The sequence below is a fragment of the Collinsella sp. HCP3S3_D1 genome, assembly GCF_052064015.1.
Taxonomy (GTDB): Bacteria; Actinomycetota; Coriobacteriia; order Coriobacteriales; family Coriobacteriaceae; genus Collinsella.
This window is the reverse complement of sequence record NZ_JBQHWK010000004.1, coordinates 99,951-122,638: the sequence shown is the minus strand read 5'-3', so window position 1 is coordinate 122,638 and position 22,688 is coordinate 99,951. Positions and strand designations below refer to the sequence as shown.

19 protein-coding genes and 1 pseudogene are annotated in these 22,688 nt (G+C 62.1%); 8 read left to right on the top strand and 12 right to left on the bottom strand.

From position 1 onward, the window contains the following. Positions 1-341: pseudogene (locus tag ACTNDJ_RS02265) on the bottom strand (IS21 family transposase); the annotation flags it as partial. Positions 342-463: 122 nt separating this feature from the next. Between ACTNDJ_RS02265 and ACTNDJ_RS02260 the strand changes: the two are divergent. Both ACTNDJ_RS02260 and ACTNDJ_RS02255 read left to right on the top strand, forming a co-directional pair. Next, entirely contained in the window at positions 464-1,126 is a 663-nt protein-coding gene (locus tag ACTNDJ_RS02260; RefSeq protein WP_441083257.1) for a transposase, read from the top strand. Positions 1,127-1,401: 275 nt separating this feature from the next. Beyond that, the gene (locus ACTNDJ_RS02255) at positions 1,402-1,596 is read left to right on the top strand and encodes a tyrosine-type recombinase/integrase (protein ID WP_441032096.1); all 195 of its coding nucleotides are present in this window, start codon (positions 1,402-1,404) and stop codon (positions 1,594-1,596) included. Between the two features lie 15 nt (positions 1,597-1,611). Here ACTNDJ_RS02255 and ACTNDJ_RS02250 read toward each other — a convergent pair whose 3' ends face one another. The 6 genes from ACTNDJ_RS02250 to tgt form a co-directional block, all read right to left on the bottom strand. Beyond that, positions 1,612-2,091 carry a hypothetical protein gene (locus ACTNDJ_RS02250; RefSeq protein WP_441032094.1) on the bottom strand — a complete coding sequence of 160 codons (480 nt, stop codon included), beginning with the start codon at positions 2,089-2,091 and terminating at the stop codon, positions 1,612-1,614. Further along, positions 2,075-3,658 carry a hypothetical protein gene (locus ACTNDJ_RS02245; protein WP_441064231.1) on the bottom strand — a complete coding sequence of 528 codons (1,584 nt, stop codon included), beginning with the start codon at positions 3,656-3,658 and terminating at the stop codon, positions 2,075-2,077. Before ACTNDJ_RS02245 ends, ACTNDJ_RS02250 begins: the two co-directional genes overlap by 17 nt. Beyond that, positions 3,651-6,371, bottom strand: a complete 2,721-nt coding sequence (locus tag ACTNDJ_RS02240) for a tyrosine-type recombinase/integrase (protein WP_441048888.1) — start codon at positions 6,369-6,371, stop codon at positions 3,651-3,653. Before ACTNDJ_RS02240 ends, ACTNDJ_RS02245 begins: the two co-directional genes overlap by 8 nt. Further along, positions 6,355-7,014, bottom strand: a complete 660-nt coding sequence (locus tag ACTNDJ_RS02235) for a tyrosine-type recombinase/integrase (protein ID WP_441064233.1) — start codon at positions 7,012-7,014, stop codon at positions 6,355-6,357. The genes ACTNDJ_RS02240 and ACTNDJ_RS02235 overlap by 17 nt, the downstream gene beginning before the upstream one ends. A 60-nt stretch (positions 7,015-7,074) precedes the next feature. Next, entirely contained in the window at positions 7,075-7,515 is a 441-nt protein-coding gene (locus ACTNDJ_RS02230; RefSeq protein ID WP_441064235.1) for a hypothetical protein, read from the bottom strand. Between the two features lie 265 nt (positions 7,516-7,780). Continuing rightward, entirely contained in the window at positions 7,781-8,920 is a 1,140-nt protein-coding gene (tgt, locus tag ACTNDJ_RS02225; protein ID WP_441064236.1) for a tRNA guanosine(34) transglycosylase Tgt, read from the bottom strand. A 233-nt stretch (positions 8,921-9,153) separates the two neighbouring features. Here tgt and ACTNDJ_RS02220 point away from each other — a divergent pair, with 233 nt between their 5' ends. Continuing rightward, positions 9,154-10,926, top strand: a complete 1,773-nt coding sequence (locus tag ACTNDJ_RS02220) for a hypothetical protein (protein WP_441064238.1) — start codon at positions 9,154-9,156, stop codon at positions 10,924-10,926. Between the two features lie 334 nt (positions 10,927-11,260). Here the strand turns inward: ACTNDJ_RS02220 and queA are convergent, their stop codons facing one another. The 3 genes from queA to ACTNDJ_RS02205 form a co-directional block, all read right to left on the bottom strand. Continuing rightward, complete coding sequence (queA, locus tag ACTNDJ_RS02215; protein WP_441083258.1) at positions 11,261-12,472, bottom strand: tRNA preQ1(34) S-adenosylmethionine ribosyltransferase-isomerase QueA; 1,212 nt, start codon at positions 12,470-12,472, stop codon at positions 11,261-11,263. Positions 12,473-12,542: 70 nt separating this feature from the next. Beyond that, positions 12,543-13,118, bottom strand: coding sequence for an epoxyqueuosine reductase QueH (locus ACTNDJ_RS02210; RefSeq protein ID WP_441057691.1), 576 nt, complete (start codon positions 13,116-13,118; stop codon positions 12,543-12,545). Positions 13,119-13,250: 132 nt separating this feature from the next. Next, positions 13,251-13,820, bottom strand: a complete 570-nt coding sequence (locus ACTNDJ_RS02205; protein ID WP_427719827.1) for a DUF3267 domain-containing protein — start codon at positions 13,818-13,820, stop codon at positions 13,251-13,253. A gap of 132 nt (positions 13,821-13,952) precedes the next feature. Between ACTNDJ_RS02205 and ACTNDJ_RS02200 the strand changes: the two genes are divergently transcribed. Beyond that, positions 13,953-16,103 (top strand): methionine--tRNA ligase, encoded by a 2,151-nt coding sequence (locus ACTNDJ_RS02200; RefSeq protein WP_441057687.1) that lies wholly within the window; start codon positions 13,953-13,955, stop codon positions 16,101-16,103. A gap of 151 nt (positions 16,104-16,254) precedes the next feature. Beyond that, positions 16,255-17,358: an RsmB/NOP family class I SAM-dependent RNA methyltransferase gene (locus tag ACTNDJ_RS02195; protein ID WP_441057684.1), complete on the top strand. Its 1,104-nt coding sequence runs from the start codon at positions 16,255-16,257 to the stop codon at positions 17,356-17,358. Between the two features lie 21 nt (positions 17,359-17,379). On the opposite strand, the gene ACTNDJ_RS02190 is transcribed toward ACTNDJ_RS02195, so the two are convergent. Beyond that, on the bottom strand, positions 17,380-17,550 hold the full coding sequence (locus tag ACTNDJ_RS02190; RefSeq protein ID WP_154515803.1) for a hypothetical protein: 171 nt from the start codon (positions 17,548-17,550) through the stop codon (positions 17,380-17,382). Positions 17,551-17,740: 190 nt separating this feature from the next. On the opposite strand from ACTNDJ_RS02190, the gene ACTNDJ_RS02185 reads away from it, so the two are divergent. Further along, complete coding sequence (locus ACTNDJ_RS02185) at positions 17,741-18,832, top strand: hypothetical protein (RefSeq protein ID WP_427728970.1); 1,092 nt, start codon at positions 17,741-17,743, stop codon at positions 18,830-18,832. A 107-nt stretch (positions 18,833-18,939) separates the two neighbouring features. On the opposite strand, the gene ACTNDJ_RS02180 is transcribed toward ACTNDJ_RS02185, so the two are convergent. After that, entirely contained in the window at positions 18,940-19,830 is an 891-nt protein-coding gene (locus tag ACTNDJ_RS02180; RefSeq protein ID WP_441083256.1) for a DegV family protein, read from the bottom strand. Between the two features lie 318 nt (positions 19,831-20,148). Here ACTNDJ_RS02180 and ACTNDJ_RS02175 point away from each other — a divergent pair, with 318 nt between their 5' ends. Continuing rightward, complete coding sequence (locus ACTNDJ_RS02175; RefSeq protein WP_441014877.1) at positions 20,149-22,065, top strand: fructose-1,6-bisphosphatase; 1,917 nt, start codon at positions 20,149-20,151, stop codon at positions 22,063-22,065. A gap of 78 nt (positions 22,066-22,143) precedes the next feature. Beyond that, positions 22,144-22,539 carry a GtrA family protein gene (locus ACTNDJ_RS02170; protein WP_427728966.1) on the top strand — a complete coding sequence of 132 codons (396 nt, stop codon included), beginning with the start codon at positions 22,144-22,146 and terminating at the stop codon, positions 22,537-22,539. Positions 22,540-22,688: the final 149 nt, after the last annotated feature.

Genomic DNA, 22,688 nt, shown 5'->3' with positions numbered 1-22,688 from the left:
GGCTCGCGGCCGCCCGCGCCCCCGAAGGGCACGTCGCGGGCCCGGCACCAGGCGGTGAAGGCGCCGTACCCGGGCAGCCCCTCCCCGCGGCCCTCGCGCAGGAACGCGTAGACGGCCATCTTGGTCATCCCGGGCAGCTGGGCCTTCGAGCGGATCACCTCCTCGAGCGGGTCGAAGGCGCTGCCCCTCGCGGACCTGCCGTCGGCGGCGGACTCGCCCTCCCGCCAGTACTTGGCGACCGTGTGCCGGTCCATGCCGTGCCTCCTCGCGATCTCGCTGAAGTTCGGCTTCGCGCCGGACCCCCTGTAGACGTTCGGCTCTCCCATTACGTTTCGCTCCATATCCCGCTCCTCCCGGGTCGGATACCCGATCGGAGCATAGTTCCGTTAGCGCAGTTGGTGAAAGTACGTTAGCGGGGCCGGCGAAAGCGCGTTAGCGCATTCGGCGAGATGCGTTTGCGAAAGTGGTCAATTTTAGATTAGCGCTAACACCCGCCGGCAACCCGAGGAAGTACTGGACCTACGACTTCCTGAGGTGGCTCGACAAGGTCAGGCCGGAGGACGATGGCGGGGTTCGGACGCTCGCCGCCCTGAGGAACGAGGTCGAGGCCGCGGCGGAGGCCCGGGCGGACCTGCTCTCCGAGTACAGGGCCGCCGTGGATGCCAGCCCGATCGCCGCGGAGGTGGCCGCCCTCCAGTCGATCAAGGGCTGCGCCTTCGCGCTGGCCGCAGCCTTCTCGGCCGAGGTCGGCGACTTCACGAGGTTCCGTTCCGGAAGGCAGGTCACGGCCTATTTCGGCCTCGCGCCGAGTCAGAGGTCGAGTGGCGACTCCGTGCGGCTCGGAGGCATCAGCGGCGCGGGCAACGCGCTCGTGAGGAAGCTGGCCGTTGAGGGTTCATGGTGCTACGCCGCGGCACGGCACCAGCCGAAGCTCATGCCGAGGGACACGGGCGTGCCCCTCGAGATAAGGATGCACGGGAGGAAGGGGTCCGAGCGGCTCCTGCGGCGGCGCGAGGAGATGCTCGCCCGCGGCATGCCCGCGGCGAAGGCCAACGCGGCCACCGCGGCCGAGCTCGTGAGGTGGCTCTGGGCCCTCGGCATGATGTGCCGGGAGGGCGCGGAATAGACACAGCCCCCGTCCCGGCGAGCCGGGCGGCCTTCGGGGATACCCCCTATTTCGCTGTGCGCGCGGAGCCCTCCGCATGCGCCTCGACAGACTTGGGGAACCCCGCCGAAGGAATGGAGTGCGGGCCGACAGAACGGTATCCGCGGATATGAGACTGAGCCGAAGGCGTCGATGACATGCCGGGGGCGGACCGGGACGGGTTAACGGCAGGCCCCGCCGCCCGATGGCACGCGGGGGGCGGGACCATTGTGGCTCTTGACAGCGGATTGGGTCATATGAGCGAGAGGCTCACGACCCACAGCTTCCGGCACAGCGCGGTGACGTTCGCGTTGCTGGGGGGCGCCAGCCTGCAGCAGGCCCAGGCGCTCGCAAGGCACACGAACCTGACGACCACGATGGTCTATGCCCACAACGTCGACCGCGTGAGCCAAGCTCCGGAGCGTTTTGTCGACGGCCTCCTCGACGACTAGGAGGCCGGGGCCGCGTCATGCGAGGGGAATGCCCGAGAGGTCGCTCCCCAGCACCTCCAGGTACTCCAGCAGCTGCTGGTACTTGCCTCGGAGCAGCAGGAGCTGTCGCTGGAGCTCCGCGTTCTCCTCCTTCAGCTTCCTCGATTGCTTCCTGCTCTTGTCGAGGGCGATATCGAGGTCCTGCAGGCGCGACTGCGCCCTCTGGAGCTCCCTTGACAGCCTGGTTATCTCGGCGTCCTTGTTCAGCTCGAGGTTCCCTTTCTGGCTTACCTTTGCGAGCGGCCTGAACTGGCAGACCTGGTTCTTCGCCAGGAGCTCCTTGACGTGCTGCTGGCTGAACGTCCCCGAGCTCAGCCCCGTTAGCGCCATGAGCTCCTTCTTGGTGACGATGCGGTGGTCCTCTTCGATTTCGTCGATGGCTCCCTGGATGAGGGCCAGCGTCTTCTCCCTCTTCGCCGCGTACATCCTCTGCATGTTCTCACTGGGCTGCTTCATCAGAGACCTCCAGGTCCTCGCCGCTAATCGCGTTCAGCACGCGCTGGATCAGCGTCTTGTATGCGTCTATCCAAACACCGCAGAGCTCCGCGAAGACATCGTTGCCACAACTTAGAGCCTTCTCCTGCTTGCTGCGCCAGTCGTCGAGCTCGCTTTGATAGTAGTCGAGGTCGCCGGCGTCGGGGACGAGGTAGCTGCAGCGGAGGCACCTCGACCTGTCGGCGCTGCAGCCCCTTGCGTCCGAGCACAGGCCGATCCTGTGGACCCTCTTGGCGAAGGGCTTCGACAGGATCCTGTCGAAGCGGGCAGGGTCGTCTGTGTTGATGATCCTGCCCCTGAACACGACGGGGTCGTCCTTGCGCAGGTCCTTGACGGAAGTGTGGGTATAGCTCTGCTCGATCATCTTGGTGTTGTGGTGGGCGGTGAGCGGCAGCAGGTCGATGGCGCGGAAGAGGCCCGAGTTCATGCGGTCGCTGACGGCGTTGTGGCGGAACTGGTGCGTCGTCGGGGAGTAGGGCTCGCCGTGCTCGTCGACGATTCCCCTGCACTTGCAGAGCCGCGAGAAGAAGCGGTTGCAGCTTCCAAGGTTCTTCGGCTTGAATGCCGACCCGTGAGTCCTATAGCATCTCTCCCCCGTCTTCGGGTCCCTTATGAGCCTGTAGGCCCGCGAGGTGAAAAGCCACCTTGCATTCTCGCCGAGGTGCGCCAGCACCTCGTCCCTCTGGGCTGCCACCAGGTCGACGAGGAGCTTCCCCATGCCCTCGTACCTGACCTCGATCAGCTTGATGTCGCTCGGGACGTAGGGTCCCGACTGCTTGAAGGACGGGATCGTCAGGGTGTAGGTGTCCGCGTCGAGCCGCTTCAGGCACCTGACCGTCATGCTGAGGACCTCGGTGGCGCGGTTGGGGATCAGGCGCAGCATCCAGTAGATGCACCTGTAGACCAGCGGGATGCCGTCTTTCATGAAGATGACGTCGAGCTGGCCGGCCACCTCGTCGGGGATGTACTTGTCCTCCTTCTTGACGTAGGCGGGGGCCCTCTCCAGCACGAACCTCTGCATGGCGGAGCTGATGTCGGTGAACCCCGACTCCCTCGCGAATGCCTCGAGAGCGTGCCAGTAATGCAGGCGCTTTCTCAGGGTGGTCTTCCGCTCTCCCGAGAAGAGGTAGGCATAGAAGGAGGCGAGCGCCTCCGGCGGGGCTTCTGCGAAGCTCTTGCAATCGTCGGGGATGAAGTCTGCGCAGTGCTTGATGGACATGCAGATGTCTGAGCTGATGGCAGCGGGGTCCCGCCCCTTCACGAGCCTCGTCAGCGCCCATCTCTTGGCCTCCTTCTTGAGGTGTTCGTTCGAGATACCCGTGAAATATATGTTGCGCGAGCTCGGTTTGACGTTCTTGTCGGGCTTCACCTTGTCGGCTTGCCAGACGTCGTCGCTGAAGCTCGAGGCAGAGCAGTAGTCTGAGAGCATCCTGGCCGCCTGCTCGTCGGTGACGGACACGGCGTTGGAGAGGACGACCGGCTCGAGGGCCGCGGACCCGGATGTGGGGAAGAGCAGGCTGTCAGGCATGTTGCGTTCCCTCCTCAATGGCGTCGAGCACGGCCCTGTAGCGCTCGTTCAAGGCCCTCTCCTGCGCGTACTCGGTGTAGCCCTCGTACTCGTCCATCGGGATGTCCAGCTCCGCGTACTTGGCCTCGAACTGCGCCAGCAGCCTCGACGAGTCCTCGCAGAGCTCTTCCCAGCGCCCCTGGAAGGCCCTTCCCGTGCACAGTTTGGGGCAGGACGCGCAGCTGATGTTGCCGAGGTCGGCGCACCTGCCCTCCGAGGGGTGTTTGGAGCACACGCCCAGCTCCACGTTGCGGCGGTTGGTGCAGAAGTCGACGTAGAGCCAGCGGCGCTCCTCCTCCGTGTACAGGTCGAGCCTGCCGCTCTCGATCAGGAGGTTGAACTTCTGCTGGAAGAACTCGCTGTTCAGCTCTGCGAGCCTCCTCATCCTCACCTCGGCGTAGACGCGCTCGGTGGTTCTGTGGTCGACGTGGCCGAGCTGCTTTTGCACGTCTGTAAGCGTGGCACCCGACGTGATGAGCTCGACGGCGACCGTCTTGCGCGTCTGCCTGGAGCAAAACGTGTCGTAACTCTCGTCGATCGACTGCATGCCGTACCGCTCGAGCAGCCTGTTGATCGCTCCGTTGAAGGTCGTCGCGGGGAACTCGGTCTTAACCCCGTTGGTGATGCAGAAGAAGAGCGTCTCGACCCCGTACATCTCCCTGAGGGCGGAGGTCTCCTCGATGTAGGCCTCGATCTCGCCGTGCAGCTCTGGCGAGATGACGGCGAAGATCTTGTCGCCGAGGCGCCGCTTGATCCTGGATGCCGCGGTCTTGGGGGACCTCGCCCTCACCTGCGGCATGCCGCTGGCGGGGTCCTCGGCCGTGATGTCCTCGACGCGGATGCTCTTGATATCGGAGAGGCGCCACCCGGTCTCCATCGCGAGCTTGAGCATCAGCTTGCAGGCGCTCGACCCAAGCTCGTCGACGTGCTCCTCGAGGAACACCAGGATGTCCTCGGGGATATCCGGGGTCGCCCTCGAGTAGTCAGAGCCGCTCCTGACCGTCAGGTTCGCGGTCGGGTCCGTGTCAAGGCGCCCGCGAGCGACGAGGTGCCGGAAGAACCTCCTGCAGCTGGTCAGATGATGCTTGAGCGTGCCGGGTGCATAGCCATCCTTGCTCATATGCGAGAGCGCGGCGAGGACATGCAGCTCGCCCACGTCCTCTGGGCAGGTGATGCCGTATTCGCCGACGAGGAAGGAGAGCACGGTTAGCAGATCGGCCATCGCAGCCGGGATGCGCGCCAACGCGCGATGGTCAGAGCTCGCGCGCTGGCATGCATCCTGGTAGAGGAACCTCAGATACTCCCTCGCATCCTGCTGGAACAAACCCGTCCCGTCCAGCACGGAGAAGTCGAGCCGCCTGCCTGAGAACGTCTCCCCCTTGGGGAAGTAGAACCACACCTCCGACTTGTCGCTGGCCACCTCGTCGGCGTTGCCGTCGAACATGAACCTGCGCAGGCCGGCGATCTTGTTCTCCAGGTGCTCGTCAAAAGCGTTTGCGAGGGTGGGGGTCTGCCGCACCTTCTTGAACGCCGCGAACTTCCTCACGTCCTCGTCTTCCAAATGCTCCTTGAAGTCGCGACGGAATCTGTGGAGGGGCAAGATCGGCCCCCTCGGAGAGTCGGGGGCCAGGTACCTGCCGGCGAAGAACGCATCGTATGCGCCCAGGAGCTCCTCGAAGCTGACGCCGCCTGGCAGTTCCGGTGCCGGCAACTGGGAGTCACCTGCGACAAGCAGTCCAGCAGGGACGGAGCTCTTGTCAACCCGCACAGCTTTCTCGTCGTAATAGGCGCGTTCCTCCGCGCTGAGATCTAGGAATTCATATACGGCGGTCCGGTTAGAGGTCGTAGCGTACGCAGCGTACGTGTAGGGCAACATCTCCCTAGCGATTACTTCATGCAGCCTGCGATAGTCCCACCGCTTGCCGTGCCCCCTCGCTTTGCGCTTTCGGCACCTCCCGACAGGGCGCCAGGAGAACCCGAAGATGTACGCGGTCAGGCGCGGGTAGGTGAAGTGTCGGTAGTTGCGATCGGACAGCCCCGAGGCATACTTCTCTGCCATGTCGCGCACATACGCCGCGAACTCCTCCTCGCCGACCTCTTCGACAACGCAGTTGTCAAACCACTGCAAGAAGTTATTGCGGGAAAGGCTGCAGTACTTCTCGATAAACTCCCTGCGGATTTCGACGAGGGGTTCACGTCGTCTGACGGCCTCGACGGCGCGGTCCCCGATCTGCACCGGGAAGCGGTGATAGGTGTAGAAGCGCTCCATGTACGTCTCGCCAAAGATACGTATCAGGGGGTTAACGCAGTCCCTGACCTGGTAGGTCAACCCGGTTATCACCTTGCAGAGCTTCTTTATGCCGGGCTTTTCCCAGGCTTCCTCGTCCTCGTGCATGGAGACGAGCACGTCGAGGAAGTAGTCGCTCAGCTCCTCCTCCGAGAACATGGAGGTCAGGGCAAGACGACACAGGGTCCCATAGCTATATGTCCCCTTCAGCGACTCCTCCAAGCCCTCGCAGGAGGGCAGCGGCGTGCGCGACTCCACGCAGGCGGCCAAGGCAGCAAAGTCGCTCACCGTCGCCGTGTCTGCGACATGGGTGTAGTTGTTGCTGCGCTTCGCACCCCCGGAGTTGTCCCTGATGTGCTCGAGCGCCTCCTCAGGTTGCCTGATCATCGGCGCGCCTCTGTTCCTTGGCTGCTTCGAGCCTCTTCCAGTTCTCGACGGCGGTCACCCTGTCCTGCCTGTTCTTGTAGGGCTCGGCAGACTCCATGCTCTTCCAGCCCATGATGTCGAGTATCTGGTTGTCGGTAAGGGAGGCGGGGTCGAGGGCCTGCTGCCTGAGGAGCTCCTCCATCTTCGTGCTCCTGCCGGAGTGGGTGCGCACCTTGGCGGGGTCGAGGCCGGCGCGCTTGGCGGCGCGCTTGATGATCTCGAGCGCGTTGTGGTAGGCCATCGGCTTGCCGAAGCTGCCCTCGCGCTCGCGCAGGTTGAGGAAGATCTCGGTCGGTATGAGCGACCCTGAATCGATCAGCTTCCCCTCGACGGCGCTGCGCTCGTTGTAGAGGTACTCCTCCAGCAGTCGCCGCGAGCGCTCCGACAAGACGCAGACGCGCCCCTCGCCCTCGCGCCTTCCCTTGCTGCGGAAAAGCTTCAAGGTGCCCTCGTCTGCGCGGTAGAGGTCGATCTGGGCGGAGAGGATCTCGTCGATGCGAAGGCCGTCGAGCGAGAGGGAGAAGACCGCCTTGTCGCGGTAGGTGCGGAAGTTGCTGAGGATTGCGTCGACCTGCTCGTCCGTGTACCACTTCTCGTAGTCCACAGGAGGCTTTCCGCTGGCGAAGGACGTCTCGGCGACATAGCGCGGCGACGTGGTCACGATTCACTGGCCGTAGAGGAAGGAGTGCGGGTTCTCCCCGCTTCGCTCCTCTGCGACCTCCATCTTGATGTCTTTGCCCTGGGAGCGCAGGAAGGTGTAGAAGCTGGCCACGACCGTGTAGTAGCCCCTGACGGTGAAGCCGGACCTCTTTCCCTCCACTGCGCCGACGAACGGGATGACGTTTCCGAACTGCAGGAAGCGCAAGAAGCCGGCGAGGTGCTTGGCGGTCGCGTCGGCGTAGCCGATGTGCCAGCAGTCCTGCAGGTAGTTGAGGTACTTGCACAGCTTGTAGGCGTACTGCCTCGCCGTCTGGGGCGAGCCCATGCTCATCTTGTGGAGGAACTTGTTGGCCCAGAAGGGGTAGGCGTCCGGATGGTTGATGATCCAGCCGTCCATCGTTCCCCCGTCGGCCTTCGGGTAGAGGCATTTTTCAACGGCAAACATTTTTTGTCACCTGAACAAACATCAATTCACTGGATAACGCTTAGTTAAACATCACAATAAGTGCTCGACCTATCAACGACTAAAAATAAATCTTAGTATCTGAAATACATAATAAAATGGTAGATGCATCAAACGCTTGCAAGGCATCGGTCAGAGGTCGTGCAACCGATGCCGACGCATGCGATGCCCGGCGCCGGTTACGCACGGTCGATTGGCACGCAGCCTCGACACCGCGCGAGCGCCCCCGTAAGCGCACCCGCAGCTCTTAGTAATCCACTGCCGCGGGGCTGTTCATCCAGTCGCTCACGAACGCACCGTAGTGGCCCTCGATAATGGCCTGGCGGGCACGCTTCATAAGGTTGAGCAGGTAGTAGATGTTGTGCATCGAAAGCAAAATGCCGCCGAGCATCTCCTTCTGCGTGACCATGTGGCGAATGAGCGCACGGCTGTAGCCGCCCGTGCACACCGGGCAGGTGCAGGTGGGATCGATGGGGCCGTCGTCGTGCGCAAAGCGGGCATTGCGGAAGTTAAGGCGACCCTCGCTCGAGAACGCCGTCCCCATGCGGCCGGTGCGCGTCGGCAGCACGCAGTCGAACATGTCGATGCCCACGCCTACACCACGCACGAGCGTCGTCGGGTTGCCGACGCCCATCAGGTAGCGCGGCTTATGTTTGGGCATGTACTCGCTCGCGAGCGGTGCCAGCGTCTCAAACATGGTCTCGTGGTCCTCGCCCACCGAGTAGCCGCCAATGCCGTAACCGGGGAAGTCACCGCACTCCTCCAGATGGCGCAGCGAACGCAGGCGCAGGTCCAGATGCATGCCACCCTGAACGATGCCAAAGAGCGCCTGGTCGTCGCGGGTATGAGCTTTATAGCAGCGCTCGGCCCACATACTCGACAGCTCAACGGCGCGCTCAACGTAGGCGCGCGTGGCGGGATAGCCCGGGCACTGGTCGAGCTGCATGCAGATGTCGGAGCCGAGCTTCATGGCGATTTCCATGTTGTCCTCGGGCGTCCAGAACACGTGGCGGCCGTCGTAGTCGTTGACGATAAAGCGCACGCCCTCGTCGGTGAGCTTGACGGCGTCGTTGTGGCTGAACACCTGGAAACCGCCGGAATCAGTGAGGATGGGGCCATGCCAGTTCATAAACTTGTGCAGACCACCCAACTCGGCGATGGTGTCCTCGCCGGGACGCATGGACAGGTGATAGGTATTGGCGAGCACGATCTGGGCGCCGAGCTGCTTGACAGTCTCGGTAGGAATGCCCTTGACGTTTGCCTTGGTGCCCACGGGCATAAAGATCGGCGTCTCGATGTCGCCGTGCGGAGTGTGCAGCACGCCGGCACGCGCATGCGTCGTCGGATCCTCGGCGATCAGGTCGAATTTAAATAGGCTCTGGTCCATAAACTGGAACTCCTTGGTTGCGGTTCATACGCAAACCATTATAAAGACCGCGGCAGGTGAACGGCATAACGTCTTTCGGAGAAGGGAATGTCAAGCGCAAACTGAATAGAGCGGCCGAATTTTTGCTATCCAAGCGAGCCATCGAACACGTTTTGAAACTTTGCTGCGGCGCGCGGGATGCCGGCGCGAGACTTTATCATAGGGTGACAATCAACGATGAGGAGCACATGCCTATGACAGACGAGCTGGACCCCCAGACTCAGCAGCATATTGATGATTCCGCAGACGCCGTCGACGACTGCAGCACTCCTACCTGCGTCGCCGCTTCCGTCGATGCATCCGCCGAAGATGCGCACGCCGGTGCGGATAAGGCAACAGACACAGGCGATACTGTCGAGCATGACGAAGGCGAGCAACCGGAGTCGAACGACGCCGAGCCCGACGCGGACCCCGCGCCACAGGCGGCAGGCCCCATCGAGGTATCTTCGGAAGAAGAGCTCGATGCCGTCATGGACTCCATGATGGATGCCGTCAAAGCAATGAAAGACGCCGTGGCCGACGCCGATGTGGACGCCGAAGAAGAGAAGGCCGCCGAGGCCGCATCGACCTTCGTGCCTGGCGAGACCCCCGTTGCCGACCAAGGCAGCACCGTACCTTCGTTCTTACAGCTCGAGCACCCTACAATTGGCGCAGATGCAGTTGACCCGCACACTGCCGGATTTTCCGTGATCGAGGGTGGCACCGGCAATATCGCCACGTCGCAGGCGCCCGATGCGGGTACGGCCGACGCCGGTCACCCGACCGCTCCACACGCCCCTGCAGCCAGCCGCGATCTGGGAACCGCCGTCTCAAATACAGCAAACGCCGTAGGCACTTTTATCGCCCAGGGCGCCTCTGCCATGCGCGAGATGAACGCCGCAAAGAAGGCGCTCGCGGACGCTCGTGCCCACCTGGCCGAACTTGATCAGCGCATTTCCGATCAGACCGAGGAGCTCGAGACGCGCCAGGATATCGCAGGGCGTTACGACCAGATTGTCGCCGACCAGCGCCACGCTATCGACACGGCACAAAAGGCCGCCGCGGCGGCAGAAATCGGCCGCGATACCCATGCCGCCAAGACAACAGAGCTCAAAGCGCAGCTCGAACAAATAAAAGAAGAGGACGACGCCACCGAGCGGCGTCTCAAAGCCGCACTCGATGCCGTCGAAGCGCTCGAAGCCAGCTCGCGCGAGACCGGTAACCGCCTCGTACGACGTCTCGAAGATTCCAAGCGCATCCGCGACAAGGTACAGGCCGAGCGCGACGCCGGCGTTGCCGCAGCGCAGCAAACCGTCGACGCCACGCGTGCTCAACTCGAAACGTTGCGCCGTGAGTATGCCGAGCTGCAGCGCAATCCCTCGGCAAATCCCGCCAACTATACGGTGCGCACCAGCGAGCTTTCGATGCAGATCTCCGACACGGCTGATGCCCTGCGCAAAGCCGAGGAAGATGTCCCGCGCATCACCGCCGATCTTGAGCACTCGCTCGCAGCCGCCGAGCACGCCGTCGAGCAGGCGCAAGCCCCCATCGCCGACGCCAAGCGCGCCCATCAGGCCGTGACGGCCGAGGCCGATGCCGCGCGCGACGAGCTGCAGACCGCAAAGGCGGCCGCTGCAACGCGCCAGCGCGAATTACGCGAGAAGATCGTCACCGAGGACAAAGCGCGTCAAGAGCAAGAGCAGGCTATCGCCAATGCCCAGGCGGACGTCGCGCATGCGCAGTCGATCATCGAGCAGGCGACCGAGGTGCACAACCATCCCGAGATCACCGAATCGCTCGCGGGCTCCCTGGCTCGCGATAAGGCCGAGCGCGCCGAAACCGAGCGCGAAGTGGCTCAGCTCGAAGCCGCCGAGAACGACGTGCGCGAGCGCACCCGTGACTCACGCGTCAAATTCACCGGCGCAATCGTCTGCATTGTCGCCGTAATCCTCGTGATTGTCCTAATCTGGCTGTTCGCGAGCAAGTAAACCAGCTGCCAAAAAACACTCACCGCAACGTTTTGATTGGTGCAAAGGGGCCAGGCTACTTTGCACCAACTTGGTGCATATAAAACAGTCCCCATCGCACCAACAACGTTTGCCCAGATAAAACCTGCCAAAATAAACCTGTCCCTTTTTGGCAGGTTGAACCACGGCAACGCCAATGTTTTGGCGCGGACAGCGAGCGGGTCGCATTTGAGGCAAGGTGACGTGAAACGAAAGGGCGCTGACCTTCTGGTCGCGCCCTTGAAGTTGAACGTCAGATTGTCCAAATGCGGCCCGCGCAGCGTCGAGCAGTTACGCGGTTCGTAGAACCGCGTAACTAACAAATGAGCATGGCGTCGCCAAAGCTGAAGAAGCGGTAGCGCTGCTCGATAGCGGCGGCATAGGCATCCATGATCTGATCGCGGGTGGCAAGTGCGCTCACGAGCATCATGAGTGTGGAGCGCGGAACATGGAAGTTAGTGATCAGCGCGTCGACCACGTGATAGGTCGAGCCGGGCATGAGGTAGAGCTGCGTTGTCGCGTTCTCGCGCGCCACGATGTCACCACGGCCGAGCGTGTCGGCCCCGTCCTTACGGCCCTCAAAATAGCGCGCCGTCACAGCCGGATCGGACACCGGCGCGTCCGCGTCAAACGCACTCTCGAGCGAGCGGACTGCGGTGGTACCGACAGCAATCACGCGATGCCCCTCGGCCTTAGCCTTATGCACGGCGTCGACAACCTCCTGCGACACGTGATAGCGCTCGGTGTGCATCACGTGCTGCGTGGGGTCGTCCTCCTCCACCAGACGGAAGGTATCGATGCCCACCTCGAGCTCGACAGCGGCAAACTTCGCACCCTTGGCCTCGATAGCGGCCATGAGCTCGGGAGTAAAGTGCAGGCCCGCCGTGGGAGCGGCAGCTGAGTGCTCCTCCTTCATGGCGTAGACGGTCTGGTACTTCTCGGGATCGCCCTCGTAATCGGTAATGTAGGGCGGCAGCGGCACGTGGCCGGCAGCATGGATAGCCTCATCGAGCGTGCGCGGCTCGCCGGCGGCATTGCAACCGGCTGGCTCAAAACGCACCAGGCGGCCGCCGCGGCTATCGGTGACAAAGTCGACGACCTCGGCCGTCAGCACCACGGGCGCGCCCTCGGGCGCATGGGCGCCACCGGCGCGATACTCAATCTGAGCGCCGGGCTTTAAGCGCTTGCCCGGCTTGACCAAGCACTCCCAAACGTGACCCAGCGGGTCCACGTCCTCGCGGCGCTTGAGCAGCAGCGTTTCGACCACGCCGCCCGAGCCGGCCTTGCGACCGATAAGGCGGGCCGGCATCACGCGCGTCTGGTTGATGACGAGCACGTCGCCCGGCTCGATATAGTCGATGATGTCGCGGAAGATGCGGTGCTCGACGGTGCCGCCATGCTCCAGCGGCGTTCCCGCCTGGGAGCCCTTGCGGTCCACCACCAGCAGGCGGCAGGAGTCGCGCGGCTCGGCAGGAGCCTGGGCAATCAGTTCCTCAGGAAGGTTGTAGTCAAAATCATCGGTACGCATAGACACGTCGAATACTCCTTATATAGCTAAAATCCGCTCTACATCCTAGCAGGCTGCCAGCCCAAAAGAACTACTTTTTGGCGGCTTTGCGCTCGTCGCGGATGCGGGCGCGGTCCATGGCCGCCTCGACGGCCGAGAATCGGCAGCCGCAATAGTTCTGCCGATACATACCCAGCTCGCGCGAACGACGCGTGGCCTCGGGATAATACGGGCGAAAATCGCGAATCACCGGGGCGAGACCATGTGCCGCCGCCAAGCGCTCCAACACATCGTTGCAGGTGTCAAACAACTGATACGGCGAGACGGCGAGCGTCGTGCCCACAAACTCAAACCCGCGCTCCTGGGCCACACGGCATGCCTCGGCCAGGCGCAGGGCATAGCACGCACGACAGCGACGGGGTCGATCGGCGCCCAGCGGGGCCACGCCGGCCTCCCAGCGCTCGCGGTCCTCCCCCGCCTCGATGAGCTCGATGTCGCCATCGGCACACCACCGGCGAAGCTCGTCCAAGCGGCGCTGCCATTCATCGCGCGGCTGAATATTGGGGTTGGTCCAGCAAATCGTGGGCTCAAACCCCTCCTCACGCAGCAGACGAACCGGCTCCAGCGAGCACGGCGCACAGCACGCGTGCAACAGCAACGGCTTCATGGACATCTCCTCCCAATCTTTGCCCAGGGTAGTCTTTTTGGGACGGGGCTATTTTGACTACTTTTAACGTCAAGCAGTTCCAAATACCTGCATCAACAGGAAAGTAGTCAAAATAGCCCCGTCCCAAAAAGACTACTGACCAAAAAAGCGAACGCCAAAGGACGTATCTTCGCAGGCGACAATGCGGCGGTCGCGCAAAATGGTCCGCACGTAATACCAGTCGCCCACACAGCCCGACAAATGCAAGCCGGCCGCCAGGTAGCACAGCAGCGGATAGCCCGAAAACGCAAACCCCAGGGTAAACGCTGTCGTCACGACAACCGTCGGCGCCAGACAAACTGCCATGTACCGCCGGCGCGAATACACAACGCCCTCGGCGCAGGCATAGATCATGCATGTCTCGAGGTTCGCCCCAAAGGTCACCTGCGCGCCCGCAGGAGCCAGCAGCTTAAAGAACACGCCGTGCACCAACTCGTGCACGGCAAATGACGCCGCCGAAACCGCAGCCAAGCCAACTATCCAGCCTAAGACAGCCGTCCAGCCACCCGCGTCAGCCGCATCCAAGTCCGCGGGCCCACCCAGCAGCATAAACACCGGCACCAGGCACACGGCAAATGCGCCAAGCACGGCCATCCCCCACACAAAGCAAGCGTGCAGGAAATCCTCGTCTTCAAACGCATGTATGTTGGAAATCTCATTCATAGCATCTTAGGATAGCGCCCCTGCCACGTACCCGTCCGCATGTGCGATAATGTCGAACGATATGCACGAATTGACCACCGCGTCGCCGAGCCCCGCGCCCGGCCACGCTCTTACCATATGCGAAGGAGTCCCATGGCATCCAAATACTCCATGAACGACCGTCCCAGCTGGCCTCGCCGCGCCATCGTAACCGCCGGCGAGCCCTATGGCAACAAGGGCCTTCACTTTGGCCACGTTGGCGGCGTCTTTGTCCCGGCCGACTTCTTCGCCCGCTTCCTGCGCGACCGCCTGGGCCGCGAGAACGTCATCTTCACCTCGGGCACCGACTGCTACGGCTCGCCCATCATGGAGAGTTACCGCAAGCTCAAGGAAAACGAGGGCTACGATAAGTCCATTAGCGAGTATGTCGAGTCCAATCACTCTCGTCAGGCCGCGACCCTCAACAACTACAACATCAGCTGCGATATCTACGGCGGCTCGGGCCTTGAGCCGGCGGCGCAGATTCACAACAAGGTGACCGCCGAGATTATCGAGCGCCTGCACGAGCAGGGCACCATCTCCAAGCGCTCTACCCTGCAGTTCTACGACGCCAAGGCCGGCACGTTCCTCAACGGTCGCCAAGTCATCGGCCGCTGCCCCATCCAAGGTTGCAAGTCCGAGAAGGCTTATGCCGACGAGTGCGACCTGGGCCACCAGTTTGAGCCCGAGGAGCTCATCGCGCCCAAGAGCCAGCTCACCGGCGAGGTGCCCGAGCTGCGCCCGGTCGACAACCTCTACTTCGACCTGCCCGCCTACCTCGACTTTATGAAGACCTATACTGCCAAGCTCGCCCAGAACCCGCAGGTTCGCTCCGTGGTCTCCAAGACCATGGAGGAGTGGCTGCTGCCGGCACAGCTCTACATCCAGAATAAGTTCCGCGAGGCCTTCGACGCCGTCGAGGACCAGCTCCCCGAGCACACCGTGCTGGAGCCCGAGGGCAACAAGAGCAGTTTTACCGTCACCTTCCCCAGCTGGAAGGAGCGCGACGACGCCCACGCGGTACTCGCCAACGGCGGCGTGCGCTTCCGTAGCGGCAAGGCGCTCGTGCCCTTCCGCATCACCGGCAACATCGACTGGGGCGTTCCGGTGCCCGAGGTCGATGGCGTGACCGATGTCACCTGCTGGTGCTGGCCCGAGAGTCTGTGGGCGCCCATCAGCTACACCCGCACCGTGCTCGCCCGCGACGCCCGCGCCGCCGGAGTGACCGAGGGCGTCGCCGCCCAGGACGCCGCCCTTATGGGCGAGCCCGCCGCCGATTCCACGCAGGTCCCCGCGCCCACCTACCAGCACAGCTCGCTCGACTGGCGCGACTGGTGGTGCTCGGATGACGCACAGATCTACCAGTTTATCGGTCAGGACAACATCTACTTCTACTGCATCGCGCAGACCGCCATGTGGGAGGCCCTGGGTTGGAACCTCACGCAGAGCACCGTCAGCGCCTGCTATCACCTGCTCTACATGGGCAAAAAGGCCAGCTCGTCCTCGCAGACGCCTCCCCCGCCTGCAGACGACCTGCTCAACCACTACACCTGCGAGCAGATGCGTGCGCATTGGCTGTCGCTCGGCCTGTCCGAGAAGCCGGTGAGCTTTAGCCCCAAGGCATATGACACACGCGTGACCGGCAAGGACAAGGACGGCAACGAGGTGCGCGCCTGCGACGACAAGCGCGTTATCGACCCGGCCCTTAAGGAGAGCGCGCTTTTGACCGGCGTGTTCAACCGCCTGGCCCGCAGCTGCTTCTACGGCGTCGCCGTCAAGGAGGGCGACGAGAGCCCCTACCGCAACGGCTGCATCCCCGCCGGTGCCGCCTCCGCCACCGTGGTCGAAGCCGCCGAGCAGGCAGCTCTCGCCTTTGAGCAGGCCATGTACAAGTTCGAGACGCACCGCGCGCTCGCCGTGTGCGACGACTACCTGCGTGCCGCCAACAAGCGCTGGAGCGATGCCTCCAAGGCTGCCAACAAGCTCGAGGGTAGCGAGGCAAACGCCGCAATGACGCAGGCACTGGTCGACGCCTTCACCGAGCTGCGCGTGGCGACCGTGCTCATGCACGGTATTGTGCCGGCCGGCTGCGAGCTCATCTGCGAGTACTTCGACGTTGACCCGGTCGCCTTCTTTAGCTGGGATAACATCTTTGCCTCCACGGATGAGTTTGTGGAGAGCCTGGGCGAGAAGCCCGGCGAGCACCGCGTAAAGCCGCTGCCCCCGCGCTTCGACTTCTTTAGCAAGCACGAGAGCCAGTACTAGACAAACGCCAAGGCAGACTAGTCAATTTGGGACGGGGCTATTTTAGCTACCCCGTCCCAAATTTAACTGCAACGCCTGCCGAAACGGACGGGCAGCCAAAATAGCCCCGTCCCAAATTGACTACTTTTAATGGAATGGGAAGGAAAGACGGATGTCTAAGCCGCGTCGTCGTAAGCAGAAAAAGCAGGTTAAGCCCGAGCTCAAGCTTAGGCAGTTTGCCGCTACCGAGCTTTCCGACCAGCTTGCCGCCCAACACTCCGCCGCCGACCTGCCGCGCTTTCTGGTCGACACGGTCGCCGGCGCCTATGCGCCTGCCAATGCCGAGCTCATAATCGAAGGCTTTGGCGCCGCAGCCACGCGACCGGTCACGCTGCGCGCCAACACGCTCAAGGCGACCGCCGAGGACATCGCCGCCGCGCTCGACGCAGCCGGCATCGCCCACCAAACCGTTGCCTGGTACCCGGACGCTTTCATCCTGCCCGAGGCCCAGGTATCCGATCTGTGGGATCTCGACATCTACCGCAACGGCAAAATCTATCTGCAGAGCCTGTCGTCCATGATGCCTCCTTTGGTGCTGGGCGCTCAGGCCGGCGAGGATATCCTGGACATGTGCGCGGCCCCCGGCGGCAAGACGACGCAGATCGCCGCCCTTACCCGGGGACAGGCGCACCTCACCGCCTGCGAGATGAGCATTCCCCGCGCCGAAAAGCTCGAGGCCAACTTGGGCCGCCAGGGCGCCAAAAACGTTCCCGTCATGCGCATCGACGCACGCGAGCTCAACGAATTCTTCCGCTTTGACCGCATCCTGCTCGACGCCCCCTGTACCGGCACGGGCACCGTCATCAGCGGCAACGAGAAAAGCCTGCGCGGCCTGACCGAGCAGCTGCTCTGCAAGTGCGCCCGCTCGCAGCGCACGCTTCTGGACCGCGCCATGGGCGCCCTCAAGCCGGGCGGCACGCTCGTCTATTCGACTTGTTCGATCTTGCCGCAGGAAAACGAGGACGCCCTGCAAGAGGCCCTCGACAAACACATGGACTGCGAGCTCATCCCCCTCGACGGCACGCCGAGCGAAAGCGAAGCGCGTCGCGCCCAGGATGCCGGCGACAAGCCGCATATCGAGTTCAACGCCCTCACCGAGGCCATCGCCACCGGCCACGTCTCGACCGTCGCCAACGGCATGCCCGGCACGCTGACCATCCCGCCCAGCCGCGACTTTGAGGGCTTCTACATCGCTCTGATCCGAAAACGCAGCTAGCGCACGGACCAACTCAACAAGCTATCTCCGTGCGCGCCTGTCCTGCTGGTCACGGTGCTGCTTAAGTGCCTCGCGTTCCTTGCGCTCGGCTCTTTTGCCCTTAATGGCCGTAACCACAAAGTAGATGACCGCGGCGGCTACGATTGCGCCCACACATAGGCCAATCGAGCCCAATAATGTCGAGATTTCCATACCGCGTCACCTCTCTTTTGTATACGGGACATCCAAGATAGCACCTCGATTCCCGCCACCACAGCTCCTTCACGTTCGCGGCCCTTCAGTCTAACGGATGGCGCGGCGGGGAAAAATCAACTCGTCAAACGTTTTAGCAACGTAGCGCCGGTCGCACGCTGCCGACCGCACATTATAGAAACGGACCGCAATGGATTCTCTCAACGATTTGAACGAGCGTGTTGACGCTTTTGTCGCCACCAGCTCCTTCGACACGCCCGCCGCGACGAACGACCAAGCCCCCATCGATGTTCCCGCCGAGGTTCACGAGGACATCGTCGCCTCGGTCGATTTCTCAGAGGTTGAGCTTGCGGACGAATTTACCGAGCCCCAGGTGGCTGTAACCCCCAGCGGCCTTTTGCCCATGGAGCCGCTGCCCATCGACGGGCGCCTGCGCAAGGCGGCCCTCCGCATGCCCGATGAGATCGAGGAGGCCAGCGGCTTTACGCTCTTTGGACGCCGCATCAAATCGCTCATCTACACCACCGACGTGGCGGTCATCCGCAACTCCAATGCCGACGCCGTGTTTGCCGTCTACCCCTTCACGCCGCAGCCCGCCATTACGCAGGCGCTGCTGACTGTTGCCGAGTGCCCGGTCTTTGTGGGCGTTGGCGGCGGTACCACCACCGGTAAGCGCTCCGTGCAGATGGCGGCCGTCTCCGAGATGCAAGGCGCGGCGGGCTGCGTGGTCAACTCCCCCGCTACCGCCGAGATGGTCGAGCACATCACCAACATCGCCGACATCCCCGTCATCGCCACGGTCGTTCGCTGCGATGACGATGCCCACGCCAAGGTGCGCGCCGGGGCCAAGATCCTCAACATCGCCGCCGGCAAAAACACACCCCAGGTCCTACGCGAGCTGCGAGAGCACTATCCCAGCCTGCCGCTCATCGCACCGGGTGGCAAGACGCCCGAGAGCATCCGCGAAACCATCGCCGCCGGCGCCAACGCTATCATCTGGACGCCGCCTTCGGCCCAGCAGCTGCAAACCGACATGATGGAGCGCTACCGCAAGATGAAGGAAGACGCCACGCCTGTCATCTCGCGCGACGATGTGCCCATTATCGACCAGGTCGCCGCCGCCGAGGTCAGCCAGGTCGAGAACATGAATCCCGACGTGCCGATTCCCGACGAGGTCATCGAGCGCGTCGCCTCGATCCACGATCATATCGAGGAGCGTCGTGCCAATCGCGGACTCAAGCCCTCGCTACACGGTTTCTTCTTCCGTGGAAAGAAACGCTAGCCGCAACAGCAAGGCCCGCCCCGCAAACAACGGGACGGGCCTTTTTCTGTTATCAAATGTCAGGAGGACAGGCGTAGCCGTTAAAACCGTCAGCCAGCCCACAAACGTTAGTCCACGCGCTTGTCGCCCATAAAGAAGAGCGCCACCGTACCAGGTCCGGTATGCGAGCCAATCAGAGCACCGATGTCATTAATCTCAATCTTGCCTTTGAGCTGCGGAACCTGTTCCTCGATCAGCGCCGCAACTGCCTCGGCATCCTCGCGACACGCCGAGTGCGACATGATGCACTTACCCGAATAATCCGCACCGCCCTGCACGTGTGCCATCATGGTCTTAGCCATCTCGGAAATCGCACGCTTCTTGGTGCGAATCTTCTCACGCGGCGCCAGCTCACCTTCGCAATCGACCGTCATAAGCGGGCAAATCTTGAGTGCCGTGCCGATAATCGCGCTCGCGGCCGAAATGCGACCGCCGCGCAGGTAGCTCGACAGATCGGTCGAGAAGAACCAGTGGTGAAGGTTGAGTTTATGCTCCTCAATCCAAGCGGCCGTCTCGTCGAGCGAAGCGCCGCCATCGCGAACGTCGGCGGCACATTCCGCCAGCAGGCCAAGGCCCGAAGACGCCGCCAGCGAATCGATGACGCGCACCTTGCCGCCCTGGGGATAGCGATCCGCGAGCATCTGCGCCGCAACGCAGGCCGATCCATACGTGCCCGAAATGCCCGACGATAACGTCAGGTGCAGCACGTCTTTACCCTCGACAATAAACGGCTCCCAAAACTCCTCGTACTCACCCACGCTCACCTGAGACGTCTTGGGCATGGCGCCCGCGGCAATCTGAGCAAAAAACTCGTCCGGCGTAATCGACTGATACAGATCGTCCGTATAGACAACATCGTCGATCTCGTAATGAAAACACACGACAGGAATATTGCGCGACGCAAAGAACTCACGGGTTCGATCGGCGGCGGATTCACAGGTCAGGACAAAATCACTCATATGAGGCTCCTTACTCATTGCTGCGCAAATTATCGCACAGCATGCGTGAATACGGTACAAATGTCCGTTATTTACCAAATTGAACCAAAGGTAGTGAACATCTTTACCGCCATCATCTCTAGCGATCCCGGAGGTATGCGCCTGCAAAAACGACCCTACGTCTCCACTCAACCGCCATATCTACCTCGACTAAATCGATTTAGCAAACCGTTCGGCCAACAATTCAATCTCCTAACCCCAATCGAAACAAAAGCGGCGCATACTGATAAACGTTTGACGCTGTTTATCAGTTTTACCAACCACATCGGAAGGTGTTTCATGGTCGCATTCGATCGCAATCCGCAAGACTTCAAGTATCTGCGCCTGCTGTCGAGACAGTTCCCCACTGAGCAATCCGCATTCACCGAGATCATCAACCTCTCGGCCATCCTCAACCTGCCCAAGGGCACCGAGCATTTTATGAGCGATGTGCATGGCGAGTACGAAGCCTTTATGCACATCCTCAACAACTGCTCGGGCGTCGTGCGCGAGCATGTCGACGAAATCTTTGGCGACACGCTCTCCTTTAACGAAAAGGGCGAGCTGTGCACGCTCATCTACTACCCGCGCGAGAAGATCGATCTGGTCCGCAGCCGGCACGAGGACTCGCCCACCTGGTACAAGACCATGCTCAACCAGCTCATTGTGGTTGCCCGCTCGCTTTCGAGCCGCTACACCCGCTCCAAGGTACGTAAGGCCATCCCGCGCGATTACGCCTACATCATCGACGAGCTGCTGCACACGCATCCGGACGAGAACAACTACCGCGTGCGTTATCACGAGCGCATTATCGAATCCATCTTGGAGACCGCCAGCGCCGACGACTTTATCGAGTCGCTCGCCTCACTCATCAAGCGCCTCGCCGTGGACCACCTGCACTTGGTGGGCGACATCTTCGACCGCGGCGGCGGCGCGGCCAAGATTATGGACCGCCTGCTCACCTATCATTCGCTCGATATTCAGTGGGGCAATCACGACCTGTTGTGGATGGGCGCCGCTGCCGGCGAGCCTGCCTGCATCGCCACGGTGCTACGCAACAACCTGCGCTACGACAACTACGAGATTCTCGAGAACGACTACGGCATCTCGCTGCGCGAGCTTGTCGCCTTTGCCAACGCTACCTATACCGCCGGCGAGCCCATCAGCCCGCTCATCAAAGCCATCAACGTTCTGCTCTTTAAGCTCGAGGGCCAGATTATCCAGCGCCACCCCGAGTTCGACATGGCCGACCGTCTTCTGCTCGACAAGGTCGATCACGACACCGGCACGGTCACCCTCGCCGACGGCAGCGTGTGGCCGCTCACGACCAACGACTTCCCCACCGTCGATCCGGCGGACCCCTACACGCTCACGCCCGAGGAGCAGCACATCATCGACAAGCTCGTGTCCGAATTTGTCACCGCCGATCACTTGCATCGCCACATCGATTTCCTCTATACCCACGGCTCCATGTATAAGGTCGCCAACGGCAATCTGCTGTTCCACGGCTGCGTACCGCTCAACGAAGACGGCACCTTTAGCAGCATGAACTGCCTGGGTACCTGGCACGCCGGCCGCGATTATTTTGATTTTTGCGACTATATCGCCCGCCGCGCCTGGCGCGTCGGCGACCGCGATGCCCTCGACTGGATGTGGTACCTGTGGATCGGCTTTAACTCACCCGCCAGCGGACGCGTGGTGCGCACCTTCGAGCGCGCCTACATTGCCGACAAGAGCACGTGGGTCGAGCCGATGGACCCGTACTACACGCTCACCACGTCCTCGTCCGTTTGCGACGACATCATGCGAGAGTTTGGCGTCGCCCCCATGGCTTGCTCGCCGACGGGCCATATCATCAACGGCCATACGCCCGTCAAGACCACCAAGGGCGAGCAGCCCATCCGCGCCAACGGAAAGTTGCTGGTCATCGACGGAGGTTTCTGTCGCGCCTACCACCCCAAAACGGGCATCGCCGGTTACACGCTCATCTCGAGCTCGCGCGGATGCCGCCTCAAGTCGCACCAGGCCTTTACCAGCGTTGCCGAGGCGCTCACCCGCAACATCGATATCGAGAGCGAGACCAACCGCTTTGACGAGGCCGACCGGCGCCGCATGGTGAGCGACACCGATACCGGCGTCAAGATTCGCAGTCAGATCCAAGACCTGCGCCAGCTCCTCGATGCATATAGAAACGGTGCTATCGAGGAGCGCGCCTAGCCCCGCCTGCGGGGATTGGTTAAACTTGCTAGGTTTGTCATCCCCGCGGCGCCCCGGCGCCACCCTAAGGCAGGTACCATGCAAAAGCTCCTTGCGCAGATCATAAAGTTTGGCGTCGTCGGCGTCGTTGCCACCGTCATCGACTTTGGCATCATGAATCTGCTCCACTACGGCCTGGGCCTCAACATCTTGATCGCCAACACCAGCGGCTTTATCGTCTCGCTCATTTTTAACTACGTCGCGAGCATGAAGTACGTGTTTGCACACAAGGAGGGCATGAGCCGCCGCCGCGAGTTCATCATCTTTGTCGTGCTATCCGTTATTGGCCTGGCGCTCAACGACGGCATCGTGCTTGCCCTCAACGCCGGCCTGGGCCTCGAGGCCAATATCGCCAAGATTTGCGCTACCGCGCTCGTCATGGTCTACAACTTTGTAACGCGAAAGATCTTCCTAGAGGGCGAGCAGACCAAATAGCTCGGCCTCCTCGTTGCACTACGGGGACCTGCGGATGACGCGCGTCGAACGTAGCGTTGCCTGGGCCTTGCTCGTTTACGGGAAGATTTGCAGCGTTTGCGGATTTCCACTTGAATATTTGGCGAGTTCGTATAGTTCTTGCCAAAGAC